At 66.4% G+C, this 17,139-nt stretch carries 10 protein-coding genes and 2 pseudogenes; 7 read left to right on the forward strand and 5 right to left on the reverse strand.

The genetic code is table 11. The annotated features are described in order from the left end of the window. Positions 1–478: 478 nt before the first annotated feature. Positions 479–2,068 carry a phage tail sheath family protein gene (locus F1735_RS16285; RefSeq protein WP_167237911.1) on the forward strand — a complete coding sequence of 530 codons (1,590 nt, stop codon included), beginning with the start codon at positions 479–481 and terminating at the stop codon, positions 2,066–2,068. 170 nt (positions 2,069–2,238) lie between these two features. Here the strand turns inward: F1735_RS16285 and F1735_RS38250 are convergent. Beyond that, positions 2,239–2,298: pseudogene (locus F1735_RS38250) on the reverse strand (hypothetical protein); the annotation flags it as partial. Positions 2,299–2,347: 49 nt separating this feature from the next. Beyond that, positions 2,348–2,434: pseudogene (locus F1735_RS38255) on the reverse strand (hypothetical protein); the annotation flags it as partial. 68 nt (positions 2,435–2,502) lie between these two features. Between F1735_RS38255 and F1735_RS16295 the strand changes: the two are divergent. Further along, positions 2,503–2,688: a hypothetical protein gene (locus F1735_RS16295; protein ID WP_167237912.1), complete on the forward strand. Its 186-nt coding sequence runs from the start codon at positions 2,503–2,505 to the stop codon at positions 2,686–2,688. An 86-nt stretch (positions 2,689–2,774) separates the two neighbouring features. On the opposite strand, the gene F1735_RS16300 is transcribed toward F1735_RS16295, so the two are convergent. From F1735_RS16300 to prpR, 3 genes are all read right to left on the reverse strand, one after another. Then, entirely contained in the window at positions 2,775–3,953 is a 1,179-nt protein-coding gene (locus F1735_RS16300; protein ID WP_167237913.1) for a trans-sulfuration enzyme family protein, read from the reverse strand. Beyond that, positions 3,950–5,326, reverse strand: a complete 1,377-nt coding sequence (locus tag F1735_RS16305) for a pyridoxal-phosphate dependent enzyme (protein WP_167237914.1) — start codon at positions 5,324–5,326, stop codon at positions 3,950–3,952. Before F1735_RS16305 ends, F1735_RS16300 begins: the two co-directional genes overlap by 4 nt. Before the next feature lie 156 nt (positions 5,327–5,482). Beyond that, positions 5,483–7,087: a propionate catabolism operon regulatory protein PrpR gene (gene prpR / locus F1735_RS16310; RefSeq protein WP_167237915.1), complete on the reverse strand. Its 1,605-nt coding sequence runs from the start codon at positions 7,085–7,087 to the stop codon at positions 5,483–5,485. Positions 7,088–7,293: 206 nt separating this feature from the next. On the opposite strand from prpR, the gene prpB reads away from it, so the two are divergent. The 5 genes from prpB (at position 7,294) to F1735_RS16335 (ending at position 16,986) form a co-directional block, all read left to right on the forward strand. Then, on the forward strand, positions 7,294–8,178 hold the full coding sequence (gene prpB / locus F1735_RS16315) for a methylisocitrate lyase (RefSeq protein WP_167076797.1): 885 nt from the start codon (positions 7,294–7,296) through the stop codon (positions 8,176–8,178). Between the two features lie 47 nt (positions 8,179–8,225). After that, positions 8,226–9,392: a bifunctional 2-methylcitrate synthase/citrate synthase gene (gene prpC, locus F1735_RS16320; protein ID WP_167237916.1), complete on the forward strand. Its 1,167-nt coding sequence runs from the start codon at positions 8,226–8,228 to the stop codon at positions 9,390–9,392. Positions 9,393–9,409: 17 nt separating this feature from the next. Further along, positions 9,410–12,007 carry a Fe/S-dependent 2-methylisocitrate dehydratase AcnD gene (gene acnD / locus F1735_RS16325; protein ID WP_167237917.1) on the forward strand — a complete coding sequence of 866 codons (2,598 nt, stop codon included), beginning with the start codon at positions 9,410–9,412 and terminating at the stop codon, positions 12,005–12,007. Next, complete coding sequence (gene prpF, locus F1735_RS16330) at positions 12,007–13,206, forward strand: 2-methylaconitate cis-trans isomerase PrpF (protein ID WP_167237918.1); 1,200 nt, start codon at positions 12,007–12,009, stop codon at positions 13,204–13,206. Before acnD ends, prpF begins: the two co-directional genes overlap by 1 nt. 159 nt (positions 13,207–13,365) lie before the next feature. Next, positions 13,366–16,986, forward strand: coding sequence for an EAL domain-containing protein (locus F1735_RS16335; RefSeq protein WP_167237919.1), 3,621 nt, complete (start codon positions 13,366–13,368; stop codon positions 16,984–16,986). The last annotated feature ends 153 nt before the right edge of the window (positions 16,987–17,139 follow it).

Consider the following 17,139-nt stretch of genomic DNA (forward strand, 5'->3'; position numbering starts at 1 on the left):
TACTTTGATCGCCTTGGCATGCCTCGCCTCACATAACCTCAACTACTCGAACCGCCCGGTGCGGACCCGCATGCCGGGTGGTGTGGCAGGGGAGCAGCTATATTTAGCTGCCCCCTATGCCGATGTCCAGCGCGACAACACCGCCGGTGTCACCGCCGGTGTCAGGTCTGACATTCGGACACGGCCTCGGCAGTATTGCGGCAGCACCGCCGGTGTCAGGTCTGACATTCGGACACGGCCTCGGCAGTATTGCGGCAGGGCTCGTGTCCGTTTGTCAGACCTGACACCGGAATGAGCCAATGGACGCGCGCATCGTCCGGATTTTCCTCCACGAATGTCAAGCCGATTGCGCAAGTCTATTGCCGAGTCCGCCTGTTCCATTGACCAATGTCAAAGATAACGTTTTCAAAGCGCATCTAATAGCTATGTCGCCGCAATTTCATGCGGCCGTGAAAATACGAATGAAACAGGAGATCCCATGCATGCCGCAATAAGCTATGCCAGCACCGTGACCGAGCAGCTTCGCACAGCCGTGCATCCGATAGCCGGTGTGGCCACCGCGATCACCGCATTCGTCGGTCGCGCCTTGCGCGGGCCGGTGGATGAGCCGGTCAGCATCGCCAGCTTCGCCCAGTTCGAGCGCCTGTTCGGCGGCTTGTGGGAGGGCAGTGCGCTCGGCTTCGCGGTGCGCGATTTCTTCCTCAATGGCGGCATGCAGGCCGTCATCGTGCGCCTGTACCGCGCCCCGGCGCCGGTCGACGGCGTGGCGTGCAGCCACGCCATCCTGCGCGCCGGCGCATTGACCCTGCAAGCGCGCGACCCCGGCGCCTGGGGCAACGCGCTGCAGGTGCGCATCGACCATGAACTGCTCTCGGGCGATCCTGACAGTTTCAACCTGTCGGTGCGCGACAGCGGCACCGGCCAGGTCGAGCTGTTTCGCAACGTCTCGCTCGGCGCATCCCATCCGCGCCGCGTCGACCTGGTCTTGCGCAGCATTTCGCGCCTGGTGAGCGTGAGCGGCAAGCTGCCCGCCCAACGCCCCGCCAGCCATCCGCGCGCGCCGCAGCACGGCGACGCCTGGGAGTGCGGCGCCGCCAGCAACGCCGGCGTGCTGCAGGCCGACCGCGCCGCAGCCGAACTGCCGCTCACGCTGGCGGACTTCATCGGCAGCGGCAACATGGCGCGCAAGGCCGGCCTGTACGCGCTGGACCGGGCCGATTTGTTCAACCTGCTGTGCATTCCTCCTTACCTGGACAACGGCGGCGACCTGCTCGACGCCGGCGTACACAGCGCCCTGGTGGCCGAGGCGGGCGCTTACTGCGAACTGCGGCGCGCCATGCTGCTGGTCGATCCGCCGCCGGCCTGGCGCAGCGTCGACAACGCCCTCGAAGGCGTGGCCGCACTCGGCACCAGCAGCAGGAATGCGGCGCTGTTCTTCCCGCGCCTGCTGCAGCCGGTCGACCAGCGCGGCGGCCGGCTCACGCGGCTGGCCCCCTGCGGCGCGGTGGCCGGCATCATGGCCCGCACCGACCAGCAGCGCGGCGTCTGGAAGGCGCCCGTCGGCATGGACGCCACCCTGATCGGCGTACCGGAACTGAGCGTGCCGGTGTCCGACAGCGACAACGGCATCCTCAACCCGCTCGGCATCAACTGCCTGCGCAGCATGCCGGCGGCCGGGCGCATCGTGTGGGGCGCGCGCACCCTGCACAGCGACGACCCCGATGGCGCGCAGGGCAAATGCATCCCGGTGCGGCGCACCGCCCTGTATATCGAAGAAAGCCTGGTGCGCGGCACCCGCTGGGTCGCCTTCGAGCCGAACGACGACCAGCTGTGGGCGCAGGTTCGCCTGTGCATCCACGCCTTCATGGTCGGCCTGTTCCGCCAGGGCGCCTTCCAGGGCAAGGCGCCGCACGAAGCGTTTTTTGTCAGCTGCGGGCCGGAGACCACCAGCGGCGACGATGTCGAGCACGGGGTGCTCAATATCACCGTCGGTTTCGCGCCGCTCAAGGCTGGCGAATTCGTGCTGGTGCATGTGCAGCAGGCGGCGGGGCAGGTGCGCAGCCACTGAGCGGCCTGGCGCACGCCTTTAGCGCCAAGCGATCGAGTCGGACACGCCGCCGCCCATGACCAGGCGGCCGAGTCCCACTTTTTCAACGTGGCCGGCCAGCGCCCCGGGCGCGCCGGAGCCCGCGATCGCCCCAGGGTCTTGCCGGGAAACGCGATGGGCAGCGCCTGGCGCACGAAGCTGCGCCCGCCGTCGGCGCCGATCAGATAGCGCGCGCACCACTTCCTCGCCAGCTTGGCTGAACAGGTGCGCGCTCAGGCCCTCGTCATCCTGCTCGAAGCTGGTCAGCTCGCAGCCGAACCGCGGCGCGTGGCCCAACTCGGCCAGCCGCTCGCGCATCACGCCTTCGGTCAGATATTGCGGCGCCATCAGCGCCAGTTGGTACGGCTCGGCCAGGGTCGGCGCGACCACTTCGGGCGGGGGCGAAGGATGCGCGCGTGCGCGAGGCGCTGATGACGGCGCAGGGCAAGGCAATGACCGACGCGGTCAATATCGCCCGCGAACGGATCGGACGGGCGATCTTCGCGCAGCGGGACGAGCGCGAATTCGACGAGTTGCAGCGGGACGAGCGCGAATTCGACGAGTTGGTCAGGCTCCTGCAAAAATTCGTCGGAGGACATTGAGCAGTTCGCCGCCAGCGAACCGGCGAAGAACGCCGATGCCGGCGCCTGAGGTAGCTGGCGGCGCGGGGCCGTAAAATACCGGCCTGTCAGATGGCCGCGAGCGCGGCGCGCAGGTCCTCGCGCAGGTCTTCCACGTGTTCCACGCCGACCGACAGGCGAATCAGCCCATCGCTGATGCCGAGCAGCGCGCGCTGCGCCGGTGGAATGGTGGCATGCGTCATCAGGGCCGGATGCTCGATCAGGCTCTCGACGCCGCCCAGGCTCTCGGCCAGGGTGAATACCTCGCAGCGCTCCAGGAAGCGGCGCGCGCCGGCCAGGTCGGTGTCGAGCTGGATCGAGATGATGCCCCCGAAGCCGTTCATCTGGCGCCTGGCCAGTTCGTGCTGCGGATGCGAAGCCAGGCCCGGATAGTAGACACGTCCGACCTTCGGTTCTTTTTCCAGCCACGCGGCCAGGTCCAGCGCGCTGGCGCAGTGCCGTTCCAGGCGCAGCGCCAGCGTCTTGATGCCGCGCAGGACCAGGAAGCTGTCGAACGGACCCTGGATCGCCCCCACCGAATTTTGCAGAAAGCCGAGCTGCTCGCCCCACGCCGCCTGGCGCGGCTCGGCGCCGATCACCGCCATGCCGCCGATCACGTCCGAGTGGCCGTTCATGTACTTCGTGGTCGAGTGGACCACGATGTCGATCCCCAGTTCGAGCGGACGCTGGACGATCGGGCTGGCGAAGGTGTTGTCGCACACCGAGATGATGCCGCGCTCGCGGCAGATGTCGCCGATGGCTTTCAGGTCGGCCAGCTTGAGCATCGGGTTGGTCGGCGTTTCGACCCACACCATGCGCGTTTCGGGACGGATCGCCGCCAGCAGCCTGGCCGGATCGGTCAGGTCGACGTAGGTGAAGTCGTGGCCCGCGCTGCGCCGGCGCACGCGCTCGAACAGGCGGTAGGTGCCGCCGTACATATCGTCGCCGGCGATGATGTGCGAGCCGGCGTCGGCCAGTTCCAGCACGGTCGAAATGGCGGCCAGCCCCGAGGCGAAAGCGAACGCCTGGGCGCCGCCTTCCAGGTCGGCCACGCAGCGTTCCAGCGCCCAGCGGGTGGGATTGTGCGAGCGCCCGTAATCGAGGCCTTTGTGTACGCCCGGGCTCTCCTGCACGTAGGTGGAGGTGGCGTAAATCGGCGGCATGACCGCCCCGGTGGACGGATCGGGCGACTGGCCGCCGTGGATCACGCGCGTGGAAAGGTGTTTTTTGCTGGTCGAATCGTTCACGATAAAGTCCTGCGCAAGTGGTTGAGAAGGTCGAAGCGGGTAATCAGGCCATAAAAATGATTGTCTTCGCTGATGACGGCGGTCAGGCCGCGGTCGAGTATATCGCGCAGTTCGGCCATGCTGGCGGATGGGCGCAGGGTTTGCAGTTCGGACGTCATGGTCGTGCCGACCGGGTCGCGAAAGCGCGTGGCGTCGCCGGTCACATGCAGCAGCAGGTCCGATTCGTCGACAATGCCGGCCAGGCGGCCATTCTCGATCACCGGCAGCTGCGCCAGGTCGGCGCTGCGCATGCGGTTGAACGCCGTGAGCAGCGTATCGGACGGCGCCACGGTCACCACGTCGCCATCGTCGAAGCGGCGGCCGATCAGGTCGCGCAGGTCGCCCAGGGTGGGGCGCTGCAGCAGGCCCTGGTCGACCATCCAGCCGTCGCTGTAGACCTTGGTGAGGTAGCGCGTGCCGGTGTCGCAGACGAACGTCACCACGTTTTTCGGCGTGGTCTGCGCGCGGCAGTAGCGCAGCGCGGCGGCCAGCAGGGTGCCGCTGGACGAGCCGGCCAGAATGCCTTCTTCGCGCAGCAGCATGCGCGCGCTGCCGAAGCTGTCGGCATCGCTGATGGTGTAGGCGCTTTTCACGCGCGACAGGTCGGCAATGGCGGGAATGAAGTCTTCGCCGATGCCTTCGACCGCCCACGAGCCGGCGTCGTCGCGCAGCACGCCGGTGTTGATGTAGTCGGCCAGGATCGAGCCTTCCGGATCGGCCAGCACGAATTCCAGGTCCGGCTGCACCGTCTCGAAATAGCGCGACAGGCCGCTCAGCGTGCCGGACGAGCCGACCCCGACCACGATGGCGTCGAGGTCATGCCCGGTCTGTTCCCACAGTTCCGGGCCGGTGGTGTTCTGGTGCGCCAGCGGATTGGCCGGGTTGTTGAACTGGTCGGCGAACCAGGAGCCGGGAATCTCGCGCGCCAGGCGCGCCGCCACATCCTGGTAGTACTCCGGATGACCCTTGCCGACGTCGGAGCGGGTCAGGTGGATTTCGGCGCCCAGCGCCTTGAGGTGCAGGATTTTTTCGATCGCCATTTTGTCGGGTACGACCAGCACCACGCGGTAGCCTTTCAGGCGCGCCACCAGGGCCAGGCCGAGGCCCGTATTGCCGGCGGTCGCCTCGACTACCACGCCGCCCGGTCGCAGGCTGCCGTCGGCTTCCGCCGCTTCGATCATGGCGCGCCCGATGCGGTCCTTGATGGAGCCGCCGGGATTTTGCGATTCGAGTTTGAGGAACAGGCGGCACGGGCCGGTGTCGATGCGGGTCACTTCGACCAGCGGGGTGTTGCCGATCAGGGAAAACAGGGCAGGCTGCGGTGCGGATGACATAAGAACCTCCGAAAGCCGGGTTGGGCGGCCTGGTGGGCGGCCGCGCCGGCGGAAAAAGGGCGGATCATAGGCGTGCGATGACGGCGATGGAACGAATAATTCTATGCTTCGATATATGAATTCTGATCGGGTTTGCGCAAAGGTGCGTCGATCCTGTCATCCGCCCGATTTCAACTTGCGCCACAAGGTGGTGCGGCTGATGCCCAGATACGCCGCCGCTTCATCGCGCCGCCCCCCAAAACGCGCCAGCACCTCGTCTACCGTTTCAACGCCTGGCGCCTGTGCAATCAGCGGCGCCTGCGCCTCCCGCCCCAGTTCCGGCGCGACCGACAGCACGAACGCCGGCGTCAGCGCCTGCAACGGTTCGGCCGCCAGGAACAAGGCCACCCGCTCCATCAGGTTGCGCAGTTCGCGCACATTGCCCGGCCAGCCGTAGCGCTCGAGCAGCGGCGCGCAGCCCGCCATCTCCGCATGCAGATTCGGATGCGGGCGCGCGCCCAGCGCCGCCAGCGCATTCTTGAGCGACCACTCGGCCAGCGCCGCCACGTCACCACTGCGCTCGCGCAACGGCGGCAGCGACAGCCGCAGCACCGCCAGCCGGTAAAACAGGTCGGCCCGGAAGCGCCCCTCGCGCACCCGCTGCTCCAGGTCGCAGTGGGTGGCGCCGATGACGCGCACATTGATCGCGACCGGGCGCGTGCCGCCGACCCGCACCACCTCGCGTTCTTCCAGTACGCGCAGCAGGCGCGTTTGCAGCGGCAGCGGCATTTCGCCGATCTCGTCGAGGAATAGCGTGCCGCGGTTGGCCGCCTCGAACAGGCCCGCATGGCCGCCGCGGCGCGCCCCGGTGAACGCCCCTTCCTCGTGGCCGAACAGTTCCGATTCCAGCAGCGACTCGGCCACCGCGCCGCAATTGACGGCCACGAACGGCCGGTTCGCGCCCAGGCTGCGCGGGCTTTCGCGGTGAATCGCCTGCGCCACCAGCTCCTTGCCGGTCCCGGTTTCGCCTTCGATCAATACCGTGGCGGGCGAGCGCGCATACAGCACCACGGCCTGGCGCAAGGTCTCCATGGCTTGCGACTCGCCGCGCAAGTCGTTCAGGCCATGCCGCGTGCGCAAGGTGTCGGTGACCACCGGGCGGCGCCCGCTGTTCGATTCGAGCTGGGTCAGGCGCGCCAGTTCCAGCGCATCATCGAAGGCCTGGCGGATCGACGCCGCCGAATACACGAACACGCCGGTCAGTCCCGCTTCTTCGGCCAGGTCGGTAATCAGGCCGGCGCCGACGATGGCTTGTATGCCGGCCGCCTTCAGGTCGTTGATCTGCGCGCGCGCGTCTTCTTCGGTGACGTAGGTGCGCTGGGCGATATGAAAGCCGAAGGTGCTGGCAAATTCGGCCAGTTCGGGCAATTGCTGCTGATAGGTGATCACGCCAATGCGCTCGGCCACGCGGCGCGCGCGCGCCAGGGCCTGCATCACATCGAAGCCGCTGGCCTTGGCGATTACCACCGGCACCGACACGCGGCCCTTGAGGTAAGCCGCGTTCGACCCGGCCGCGATCACTACGTCGCAGCGTTCGCCGGCCATGCGCTCGCGGATGTGCCGCGCCGCCTCGTCAAAGCCGAGGTTGACCGGCTCGATCGACGCCAGGTGGTCGTATTCGAGCGTGATATCGCGGAACAGGTCGGACAGGCGCGAGACCGACACGGTCCAGATGACCGGCTTGTCGTTGGCGTCTTGAGCGGTACGGGAAGAGTAGGGCATGTTCCAATTTTACGCCAGTTGCGTTTCAGGTGTTTCACTGTGAAACGCGATGAAACACGCCGACAATGGCAGGGCGTGTTTCAAATCTGCGCAAGGCATTGAATACAAAGACGTTTCGCGCGTGAGCTTGAGATGGTTGCGCGTGGCACGCCGCTTGCAATGCACCCAGCATGGCATTCCAACGCATCACCCGAGGAGAAAACGCAATGAGAGAATCACGAGGCGCGATGTTCCGCCGCGCAGTCCAGGAAGAGTCGCCGTTGCAGGTCGTCGGCACCATCACCGCCTATACCGCGCGCATGGCCGAACAAACCGGTTACAAGGCCGTGTACCTGTCCGGCGGCGGCGTGGCCGCCAACTCGCTCGGCATGCCGGACCTCGGCATCAGCACCATGGACGACGTGATCACCGATGCCCAGCGCATCACCGACACCTGCGGCCTGCCGCTGATGGTCGATATCGACACCGGCTGGGGCGGCGCCTTCAACATCGCGCGCACGATCCGCCACATGATCCGCGCCGACGTGGCGGCGGTGCATATGGAAGACCAGGTCTCGGCCAAGCGCTGCGGCCACCGCCCGGGCAAGGAAATCGTCAGCAAGGAAGAAATGGTCGACCGCATCAAGGCCGCCGTCGACGCCCGTCATGACGAAAGCTTCGTCATCATGGCGCGCACCGATTCGCTGGCCGTTGAAGGCCTGAACGCCGCCATCGACCGCGCCTGCGCCTACGTCGAAGCGGGCGCCGACATGATCTTCCCGGAAGCGATCACCAAGCTCGAGATGTACAGCCAGGTGCGCGACGCGGTCAAGGTGCCGATCCTGGCCAACCTGACCGAATTCGGCGCCACGCCGCTGTTTACGCTCGACGAACTGCGCGCGCACAAGGTCGATATCGCCCTGTACTGCTGCGGCGCCTACCGTGCCATGAACGCGGCCGCCCTGAATTTCTACAAGACGCTGCGCGCCGAAGGCACGCAGAAAAACGTCGTCGCGACCATGCAAAGCCGCATGGAGCTGTACGACTACCTCGGCTACCACGAGTACGAGCAAAAGCTCGACTCGCTGTTCGCCCAGGGTAAAGAGAAGTAAGAAGATCGACAGTAATCACACTAATCAAGAACAATCGCGGAGCTCACATGACTGACATCACCACCCCGGCCGACGCCGTTCCCTTCAAACCGAAAAAATCGGTCGCGCTGTCCGGCGTCACCGCCGGTAACACCGCACTGTGCTCGGTCGGCAAAACCGGCAACGACCTGCACTACCGCGGCTACGACATCCTGGACGTGGCCGACAGCTGCGAGTTCGAAGAAATCGCCTACCTGCTGGTACACGGCAAACTGCCGAACGACGGCGAACTGCGTGGCTACAAGGCGCACCTGAAATCGATGCGCGGCCTGCCGCAGGCGGTCAAGAACGCACTCGAAGCGCTGCCGGCGTCGAGCCACCCGATGGACGTGATGCGCACCGGCGTGTCCACCCTCGGCTGCGTGCTGCCGGAAAAAGACGATCACAACGTGCCGGGCGCGCGCTTCATCGCAGACCGCCTGATGGCGTCCTTCGGCTCGATGCTGCTGTACTGGTACCACTTCAGCCACAACGGCCGCCGCATCGACACCGAAACCGACGACGAGTCCATCGGCGGCCACTTCCTGCACCTGCTGCACGGCTTCAAGCCGCCGGAAGCCTGGGTCAAGGCGATGCACACTTCGCTGATCCTGTACGCGGAACATGAGTTCAACGCCTCGACCTTCACCGCGCGCGTGATCGCCGGCACCGGTTCGGACATCCACTCGGCCATCACCGGCGCCATCGGCGCGCTGCGCGGCCCGAAACACGGCGGCGCCAACGAAGTCGCGCTCGACATCCAGAAGCGCTACGAAAACCCGGACGAAGCCGAAGCCGACATCCGCAACCGCGTCGCCAACAAGGAAGTCGTGATCGGCTTCGGCCACCCGGTCTATACCGTGTCCGACCCGCGCAATAAAGTCATCAAGGAAGTGGCGCGTTCGCTGTCCGAAGGCGCCGGTTCGACCAAGATGTTCGATATCGCCGAGCGCCTGGAAACGGTCATGTGGGAAGTCAAGAAGATGTTCCCGAACCTGGACTGGTTCTCGGCCGTGTCGTACCACATGATGGGCGTGCCGACGGCGATGTTCACGCCGCTGTTCGTGATCTCGCGCACCTCCGGCTGGGCCGCCCACGTGATCGAGCAGCGCATCGACAACAAGATCATTCGCCCGAGCGCCAACTACGTCGGCCCGGACGACCTGACCTTCGTGCCGCTGGCCGAGCGCAAGTAAACAAGCAAGGACCTGACATGAACACGAACCACCGCAAGAACCTGCCGGGCACCAAGCTCGATTACTTCGACGCGCGCGCCGCGGTCGACGCCATCGCGCCTGGCGCCTATGACAAGCTGCCGTACACCTCGCGCGTGCTGGCCGAGAACCTGGTGCGCCGCTGCGACCCCGCGACCCTGAACGCCTCGCTCGGTCAACTGATCGAACGCAAGCGCGACCTCGACTTCCCGTGGTTTCCGGCGCGCGTGGTCTGCCACGACATCCTCGGGCAAACCGCGCTGGTCGACCTGGCCGGCCTGCGCGACGCCATTGCCCTGCAGGGCGGCGACCCGGCCCTGGTCAACCCGGTGGTGCCGACCCAGCTCGTGGTCGACCATTCGCTGGCGGTCGAATGCGGTGGTTTCGATCCGGACGCCTTCGACAAGAACCGCGCCATCGAGGATCGTCGTAACGAAGACCGTTTCGACTTCATCAACTGGACCAAGAAGGCCTTCAAGAACGTCGACGTGATCCCGCCGGGTAACGGCATCCTGCACCAGATCAATCTGGAGCGCATGTCGCCGGTCATCCAGGTGCAGGGCGGCGTGGCCTTTCCGGACACCCTGGTCGGCACCGACTCGCATACCCCGATGGTCGACGCGCTCGGCGTGATCGCCATCGGCGTCGGCGGCCTGGAAGCCGAAAGCGTGATGCTGGGCCGCGCCTCGTGGATGCGCCTGCCGGACATCATCGGCGTCGAACTGAGCGGCAAGCCGCAGCCGGGCATCACCGCCACCGACACGGTGCTGGCGCTGACCGAATTTTTGCGCCAGCAAAAGGTCGTCTCGTCCTATCTCGAGTTCTACGGCGAAGGCGCTGCCCACCTGACCCTGGGCGACCGCGCCACGATCTCGAACATGGCGCCGGAATACGGCTCGACCGCCGCGATGTTCTACATCGACGAGCAGACCATCACCTACCTCAAGCTGACCGGCCGCGATGACGAACTGGTGAAACTGGTCGAGCTGTATGCGAAACACACCGGCTTGTGGGGCGCTACGCTTGACAACGTCGAGTACGAGCGCGTGCTGCGCTTCGACCTGTCGTCGGTGGTGCGCACCATCGCCGGCCCGTCCAATCCGCACAACCGCGTGCCGACCTCGGAACTGGCCGCCCGCGGCATCAGCGGCGTGGTCGAAAACGAACCGGGCCTGATGCCCGACGGCGCCGTCATCATCGCCGCCATTACCAGCTGTACCAACACCAACAACCCGCGCAACATGATCGCCGCCGGCCTGATCGCGCGTAACGCCAACAAGCTTGGTTTGACGCGCAAGCCTTGGGTAAAGAGCTCGCTGGCGCCGGGCTCGAAAGCCGTCACCTTGTACCTGGAAGACGCGGGCCTGATGCCGGAACTCGAAAAGCTCGGCTTCGGTGTCGTCGCTTACGCCTGCACCACCTGTAACGGCATGTCCGGGGCGCTCGATCCGGTGATTCAAAAAGAAGTGGTCGAACGCGACCTGTACGCAACGGCCGTCCTGTCGGGCAACCGCAACTTCGACGGCCGCATCCACCCGTACGCGAAGCAGGCCTTCCTGGCGTCGCCGCCGCTGGTGGTGGCCTACGCGATCGCCGGCACGATCCGCTTCGACATCGAGAAGGACGTGCTGGGCACCGGCGCCGACGGCAAGCCGGTCACGCTCAAGGACATCTGGCCGAGCGACGAGGAGATCGACGCACTGGTGGCGTCGAGCGTCAAGCCGGCGCACTTCCACAAGGTCTACATTCCCATGTTCGCCAAACAGGAAGACGACGGCGTCAAGGTCAGCCCGCTGTACGACTGGCGCCCGAATACCACCTACATCCGCCGTCCGCCGTACTGGGAAGGCGCGCTGGCCGGGGCCCGCACCCTGGCGGGCATGCGTCCGCTCGCGGTTTTGGGCGACAACATCACCACCGACCACCTGTCTCCGTCGAACGCGATCATGCTCGATTCGGCGGCCGGCGAATACCTGGCGAAAATGGGCCTGCCTGAGGAAGACTTCAATTCCTACGCCACCCACCGGGGCGACCACCTGACCGCGCAGCGCGCCACCTTCGCCAATCCAACCCTGAAAAACGAGATGGTCAAGGTCGACGGCAAGGTCAAGGCGGGCTCGCTGGCCCGCATCGAACCGGATGGCACGGTCACCCGCATGTGGGAAGCGATCCAGACCTACATGGAGCGCAAGCAGCCCTTGATCATCATCGCCGGCGCCGACTACGGCCAGGGCTCGTCGCGCGACTGGGCCGCCAAGGGCGTGCGCCTGGCCGGCGTGGAAGCCATCGTGGCCGAAGGCTTCGAGCGCATCCACCGCACCAACCTGGTGGGCATGGGCGTGCTGCCGCTGGAGTTCCAGCCTGGCGAGAACCGCATCACCCTGGCGATCGACGGCAGCGAAACCTTCGACGTGCTGGGCGAGCGCACCCCGCGCGCCACGCTCACCTTGGTGATCACGCACGTGTCCGGCGACGTGGTGGAAGTGCCGGTCATCTGCCGGCTCGACACGGCCGAAGAAGTGGCGATCTACGAAGCCGGCGGCGTGCTGCAGCGCTTCGCCCAGGACTTCCTCGAATCGACCGTCAAGGAGGCATGATGGTACACCTGCCTCAAATCAGGATTCCCGCCACGTATATGCGCGGCGGCACCAGCAAGGGCGTGTTCTTTCGCCTGCAAGACCTGCCGCAAGCGGCGCAGGTGGCCGGCGCCGCGCGCGACGCGCTGCTGCTGCGCGTGATCGGCAGCCCCGACCCCTACGGCAAGCAGATCGACGGCATGGGCGGCGCCACCTCGAGCACCAGCAAGACGGTGATCCTGTCCAAAAGCGCCAGGCCGGAGCACGACGTCGACTACCTGTTCGGCCAGGTCGCCATCGACAAGGCGTTTGTGGACTGGAGCGGCAACTGCGGCAACCTGTCGGCCGCCGTGGGTTCGTTCGCCATCAGCGCCGGGCTGGTCGACGCCGCCCGCATTGCGCACGACGGCGTGGCGGTGGTGCGCATCTGGCAGGCCAACATCGGCAAGACCATCATCGCGCATGTGCCGGTAAGCGGCGGCGCGGTGCAGGAAACGGGCGACTTCGAACTCGATGGCGTCACCTTTCCGGCGGCCGAAGTGCAGCTCGAATTCCTGAACCCTGCGGCCGACGAAGAGGGCGCCGGCGGCGCCATGTTCCCGACCGGGCAGGTGGTCGACGACCTTGAGGTGCCGGGCCTGGGCACGCTCAAGGCCACCATGATCAACGCCGGCATTCCGACCATTTTCGTCAATGCCGGGGCGATCGGCTACAGCGGCGCCGAGCTGCAGGAGGCGATCAATGGCGACCCCAAGGCGCTGGCCATGTTCGAAGCGATCCGCGCGCACGGGGCCGTGCGCATGGGCCTCATCAAGCATGTGGACGAAGCGGCAACGCGCCAGCACACCCCCAAGGTGGCCTTCGTGGCGCCGCCGGCGGCGTATGTCTCGTCGAGCGGCAAAGCGGTTGCGGCCGGGGACATCGACCTGCTGGTGCGCGCCATGTCGATGGGTAAGCTGCACCACGCGATGATGGGCACGGCCGCCGTGGCCATCGGCACCGCGGCCGCCATTCCCGGCACCCTGGTCAGCCTGGCGGCCGGCGGGGGAGGGCGTAACGCGGTGCGCTTCGGCCATCCGTCCGGCACCCTGCGCGTGGGCGCCGAAGCGACCCAGGTCGCTGGCGACTGGAGCGTCGCCAAGGCCATCATGAGCCGCAGCGCGCGCGTGCTGATGGAAGGGTGGGTCCGCATCCCCGGCGACGCCATCCAGGGGCCTTGACGGCCTGGCGTGAACGTGTTGGCAAAGCGCCCACCCGCCCCGTGCGTGGTGGGCGTTTCTGTTTTTTGGGTTTTCCCGTAAATTGCGGCCAATTGTGGTTTATGATCAAGCTCTCCGTTGCCCATCACAGAGGCGGCGGACTTACGCCGTCGTGGGGACATGGATCGCTTATCAACCAAGCCTGATTTCGTCGCTGAAGCGCTCCAGTTAATCGGATCGCCCGCCTGTGCCTGCGACGCGGACGGCATCGTCCATGCCGCCAACGCGGCCTTGTGCGAGCTGCTCGGCGCAGCTCCCGCCGGCCTCCCCCTGCTTGACTTGTTCGCCCCTCCAGCGCGGCATGGCGCCGCGCTGCGCCTGCACGGGGGCGACGGCGCCGACCGCTTATGGGAAAGCGTGCTGCACGCGCACGGCCAGCCGATTGCGGTCCAGGTGCTGGCCAAGGCGCTGCCGGGCGGTGGCGCGACGTTCGTCTTTACCGACATCCGGCGCTACGACCGCGACCAGGCCGCGCTGCGCAAGACGGTGATGGAGCAAAAGGCCATCCTCGAAAACGCGGCGGTCGGCATCATCCTCAGCAAGAACCGCGAAATCCGCGAATGTAATATCCGCGCCGCCGAAATCTTTGGCTACACCGCCGATGAGCTGATCGGCGCGGCCACCGTCACCGTGTTCCCCAGCGCGCGCAGTTACGAGCAAATGAGCGGCGAGGCCGGTCCACGGCTCGCCGCGGGCGGCTCGTACGCCGGCGAACTGCGCCTGCGCCGCAAGGACGGCGTGCTGCTCTGGTGCCGCCTGTACGGGCGCGCGGTCGATCCGCGCGACGAGTCGCACGGCACCATCTGGATCGTGGAAGACATCGACGAGCTGCACCAGAACGAAACGCGCCTGCGCCGCGCGCTGCTCGAAATGCAGGCCATCATGGACAACGCCCCGCTGGGCATCGCCTTCCAGCGCGACAACCGCATCCTGCGCTACAACCAGCAGTTCGGGCGCTGCTTCGGCTTTGCCGGCGAGGCCGGGCTCGGACATGCGGCCGCCGAGCTGTTTGTCTCCGGCGCCGCCTACGAGGTGCTGCGACACGACGCGCAGCCGCTGCTGAGCGCCGGCCATCCCTACCAGGCCGACATCGAGATGCTGCGCCAGGACGGCAGCGTGTTCTGGGCGCACGCCTACATCTACGCCATCAACGCCGGGCGCGGCAAGCAGGACACCATCTGGATCGTGGACGACCGCAGCGCGCAAAAGGCGGCCGAGGAAGCGACCCGCCAGGTGCTGCTGGAGCAGAAGGCGATCCTGGACAATGCCTCGGTCGGCATCCTGTTCAGCCGCAACGGGATCATGTTGTCGTGTAACCCGCGCATGGCCGAGATGTTCGGCTACACGCGCGAAGAGATGACCGGGCTGCCGGCGGTGGCGGTGTTCCCGTCGCCCGCCGCTTACGACGAATTCGGCCTGGCCGCCGGGCCGGTGCTCGGTAAGGGCTTGCCGTTCGAAAGTCCCGAATGCCAGTTCCGCCAGCGCGACGGCACCCTGTTCTGGTGCCGCGTGCGGGCGCAGACGGTGGACGCCGAACGGCGCGAACAAGGCACCATCTGGATCCTGGAAGACGTGACCGAAGCGCGCCAGACCCTGGTCGAGGTGCAGGCCATCATGACCAACGCCTCGGTCAGCATCTTGTTCACCAAGAACCGCATCATCACGCGCTACAACTGCGGTTTTGCCGACATGTTCGGCTACCAGGGCAGCGAGGGACTGGGCCTGCCCGGCCGCGCGCTCTATCCGAGCGACGAGGTCTACGCCGCCATCGGCGCCGCGGCCAGCCCGCTGCTCTCGGTCGGCAAGCCGTTTCATACCGAAGTCGGGATGGCGCGCAAGGACGGCAGCGTGCTGTGGGCGCAGCTGATCGCCTACGTCGTCAATCCGGCCGACCCGACGCAGGGTACGATCTGGATCATCGAAGACCGCACCGACGCCAAGCGCGCCGAAGAATCGCTGCGCAACGCGCTGCTGGAAAACCAGGCCATCCTCGACAGCGCGGTGCTCGGCATCGCGGTGGTCGAACACGGCATGAACCTGCGCTGCAACGCCAAGATGGAAGAACTGTTCGGCTACGGACCGGGCGACGTGGCGGGGCTGTCGGTGCGCGCGCTGTACCCGGACCGCGCCAGCTGGGACCTGGCGCGTGCCGAGACCACGCGCGACTTCCACGCCGGGCGCGTACACATGGCCGAATACCGGCTGGTGCGCAAGGACGGCAGCAGCTTCTGGGCGCGCCTGTCGGGACGCCCGTTCGACCTGGCGCATGCCACCGGGCGCTCGGTGTGGCTGGTCGACGACGTGACGGCGCGGCGCGAGGCCGGCGAAGCGATGCGGCGCGCGCGCGACGAACTCGAAGTGCGGGTGCTCGAGCGCACCGCCGAACTGGCCGGCGCCAACGCCCTGCTGCAGGGCGAGATCGTGGAACGGCGCCAGGCCGAAGCGCGCGTGAACCACATGGCCTATCACGACAGCCTGACCGGCCTGCCCAACCGCGCCTTGCTGTCGGACCGGCTGAACCACGCCATGCTCGCCGTGAAGCGCTCCGGCGCCAAGCTGGCCGTGATGTTCATCGACCTTGACCGTTTCAAGGCCATCAACGACTCGCTCGGGCACCTGATGGGCGACCGCCTGCTCAAGGAAGTGGCCGGGCGGCTGTGCCATGCGGTGCGCGCCAGCGACACCGTGGCGCGCCTCGGCGGCGACGAATTCGTGGTGCTGGTGCCGGGTATCGACGGGCCTGACGAAAGCAGCCAGGTGGCGCAGAAGATCATCGACGTGCTGGCGCTGCCGTTCCCGGTCGACGATCGCCTGCTGCACATCACGCCATCGATCGGCGTGTGCATGTATCCGGACGATGGCGACGATGTGGCGACCCTGATGCGGCACGCCGACGCGGCGATGTATCACGCCAAGGCGAACGGGCGCAATAATTACCAGTACTTCACCGAGCGCATGAACGTGGCGGCGGCGCAGCACTTCGAACTCGAGAGCGCGCTGCGCGGCGCGCTCACGCACGGGCAGTTCGAATTGTTCTACCAGCCGATCATTGACATCGGCACGCGCCGGGTACACACCATGGAAGTGCTGCTGCGCTGGCGCCGTCCGGGGCATGGGCTGGTGCTGCCCGACCACTTCATCCCCATCATCGAAGAAAACGGCTTGATCGTGCCGATCGGCGAATGGGTGATGCGGCGCGCCTGCGAGCAAAGCATGGCGTGGCAGCGCGAAGGGATGGCGGCGGTGCCGCTGGCGGTCAATTTATCGCCGCGCCAGTTCATGCACCGCGGGCTGATCGAATCGATCCGGGGCGTGCTGGACGAAACCGGGATCGACCCGGCCCTGATCGAATTCGAAATCACCGAAACGGCGCTGATGCAGCATGGCGAACAGACCATGGAGATCCTGGGGCAGATCAACGGCATGGGCATCCGCCTGTCGATCGACGATTTCGGCACCGGCTATTCGAGCCTGGCCTACCTCAAGCGCTTCCCGGTCAAGAAGATCAAGATCGACCGCGCCTTCATCAAGGACCTCGAGAGCAGCGCCGAAGACCGCGCGATCGTGGCGGCGATCATGGCGCTGTCGAACAGCTTGCAGTTGTCGGTGGTAGCGGAGGGCGTCGAAACCGAAGCCCAGTACGCGCTGCTGAGCGGCCACGGCTGCCAGTACGCGCAGGGCTACCTGTTCGCCCAACCCCGGCCCGCCGACCAGGCCCGCAAGCACCTCGCCAGCCACTAGTTCCCCAAGCAGGATCAGCGCCTTCCTACAACCGGGGTCAGAGCTTTAATTAGAAATTTTTTCCCTTCACCAATGCCGATCGCCTCAAACATGAGTATTTTTGGGTCCGCAGGGGCATGCCCCCAAGGCGCCCCGCGTTCTTCAGTTGCCGAA

It is taken from the genome of Massilia genomosp. 1 (assembly GCF_011682185.1).
Lineage (GTDB): Bacteria > Pseudomonadota > Gammaproteobacteria > Burkholderiales > Burkholderiaceae_D > Telluria_A > Telluria_A rubra.

What these genes read in the sequence shown, in the direction of transcription:
- F1735_RS16285 (WP_167237911.1), top strand. Translation starts at nt 479, where the DNA reads ATGCATGCCGCAATAAGCTATGCCAGCACCGTGACCGAGCAGCTTCGC.
- F1735_RS16305 (WP_167237914.1), bottom strand. Translation starts at nt 5,326, where the DNA reads ATGTCATCCGCACCGCAGCCTGCCCTGTTTTCCCTGATCGGCAACACC.
- prpR (WP_167237915.1), bottom strand. Translation starts at nt 7,087, where the DNA reads ATGCCCTACTCTTCCCGTACCGCTCAAGACGCCAACGACAAGCCGGTC.
- prpB (WP_167076797.1), top strand. Translation starts at nt 7,294, where the DNA reads ATGAGAGAATCACGAGGCGCGATGTTCCGCCGCGCAGTCCAGGAAGAG.
- prpC (WP_167237916.1), top strand. Translation starts at nt 8,226, where the DNA reads ATGACTGACATCACCACCCCGGCCGACGCCGTTCCCTTCAAACCGAAA.
- acnD (WP_167237917.1), top strand. Translation starts at nt 9,410, where the DNA reads ATGAACACGAACCACCGCAAGAACCTGCCGGGCACCAAGCTCGATTAC.
- prpF (WP_167237918.1), top strand. Translation starts at nt 12,007, where the DNA reads ATGGTACACCTGCCTCAAATCAGGATTCCCGCCACGTATATGCGCGGC.
- F1735_RS16335 (WP_167237919.1), top strand. Translation starts at nt 13,366, where the DNA reads ATGGATCGCTTATCAACCAAGCCTGATTTCGTCGCTGAAGCGCTCCAG.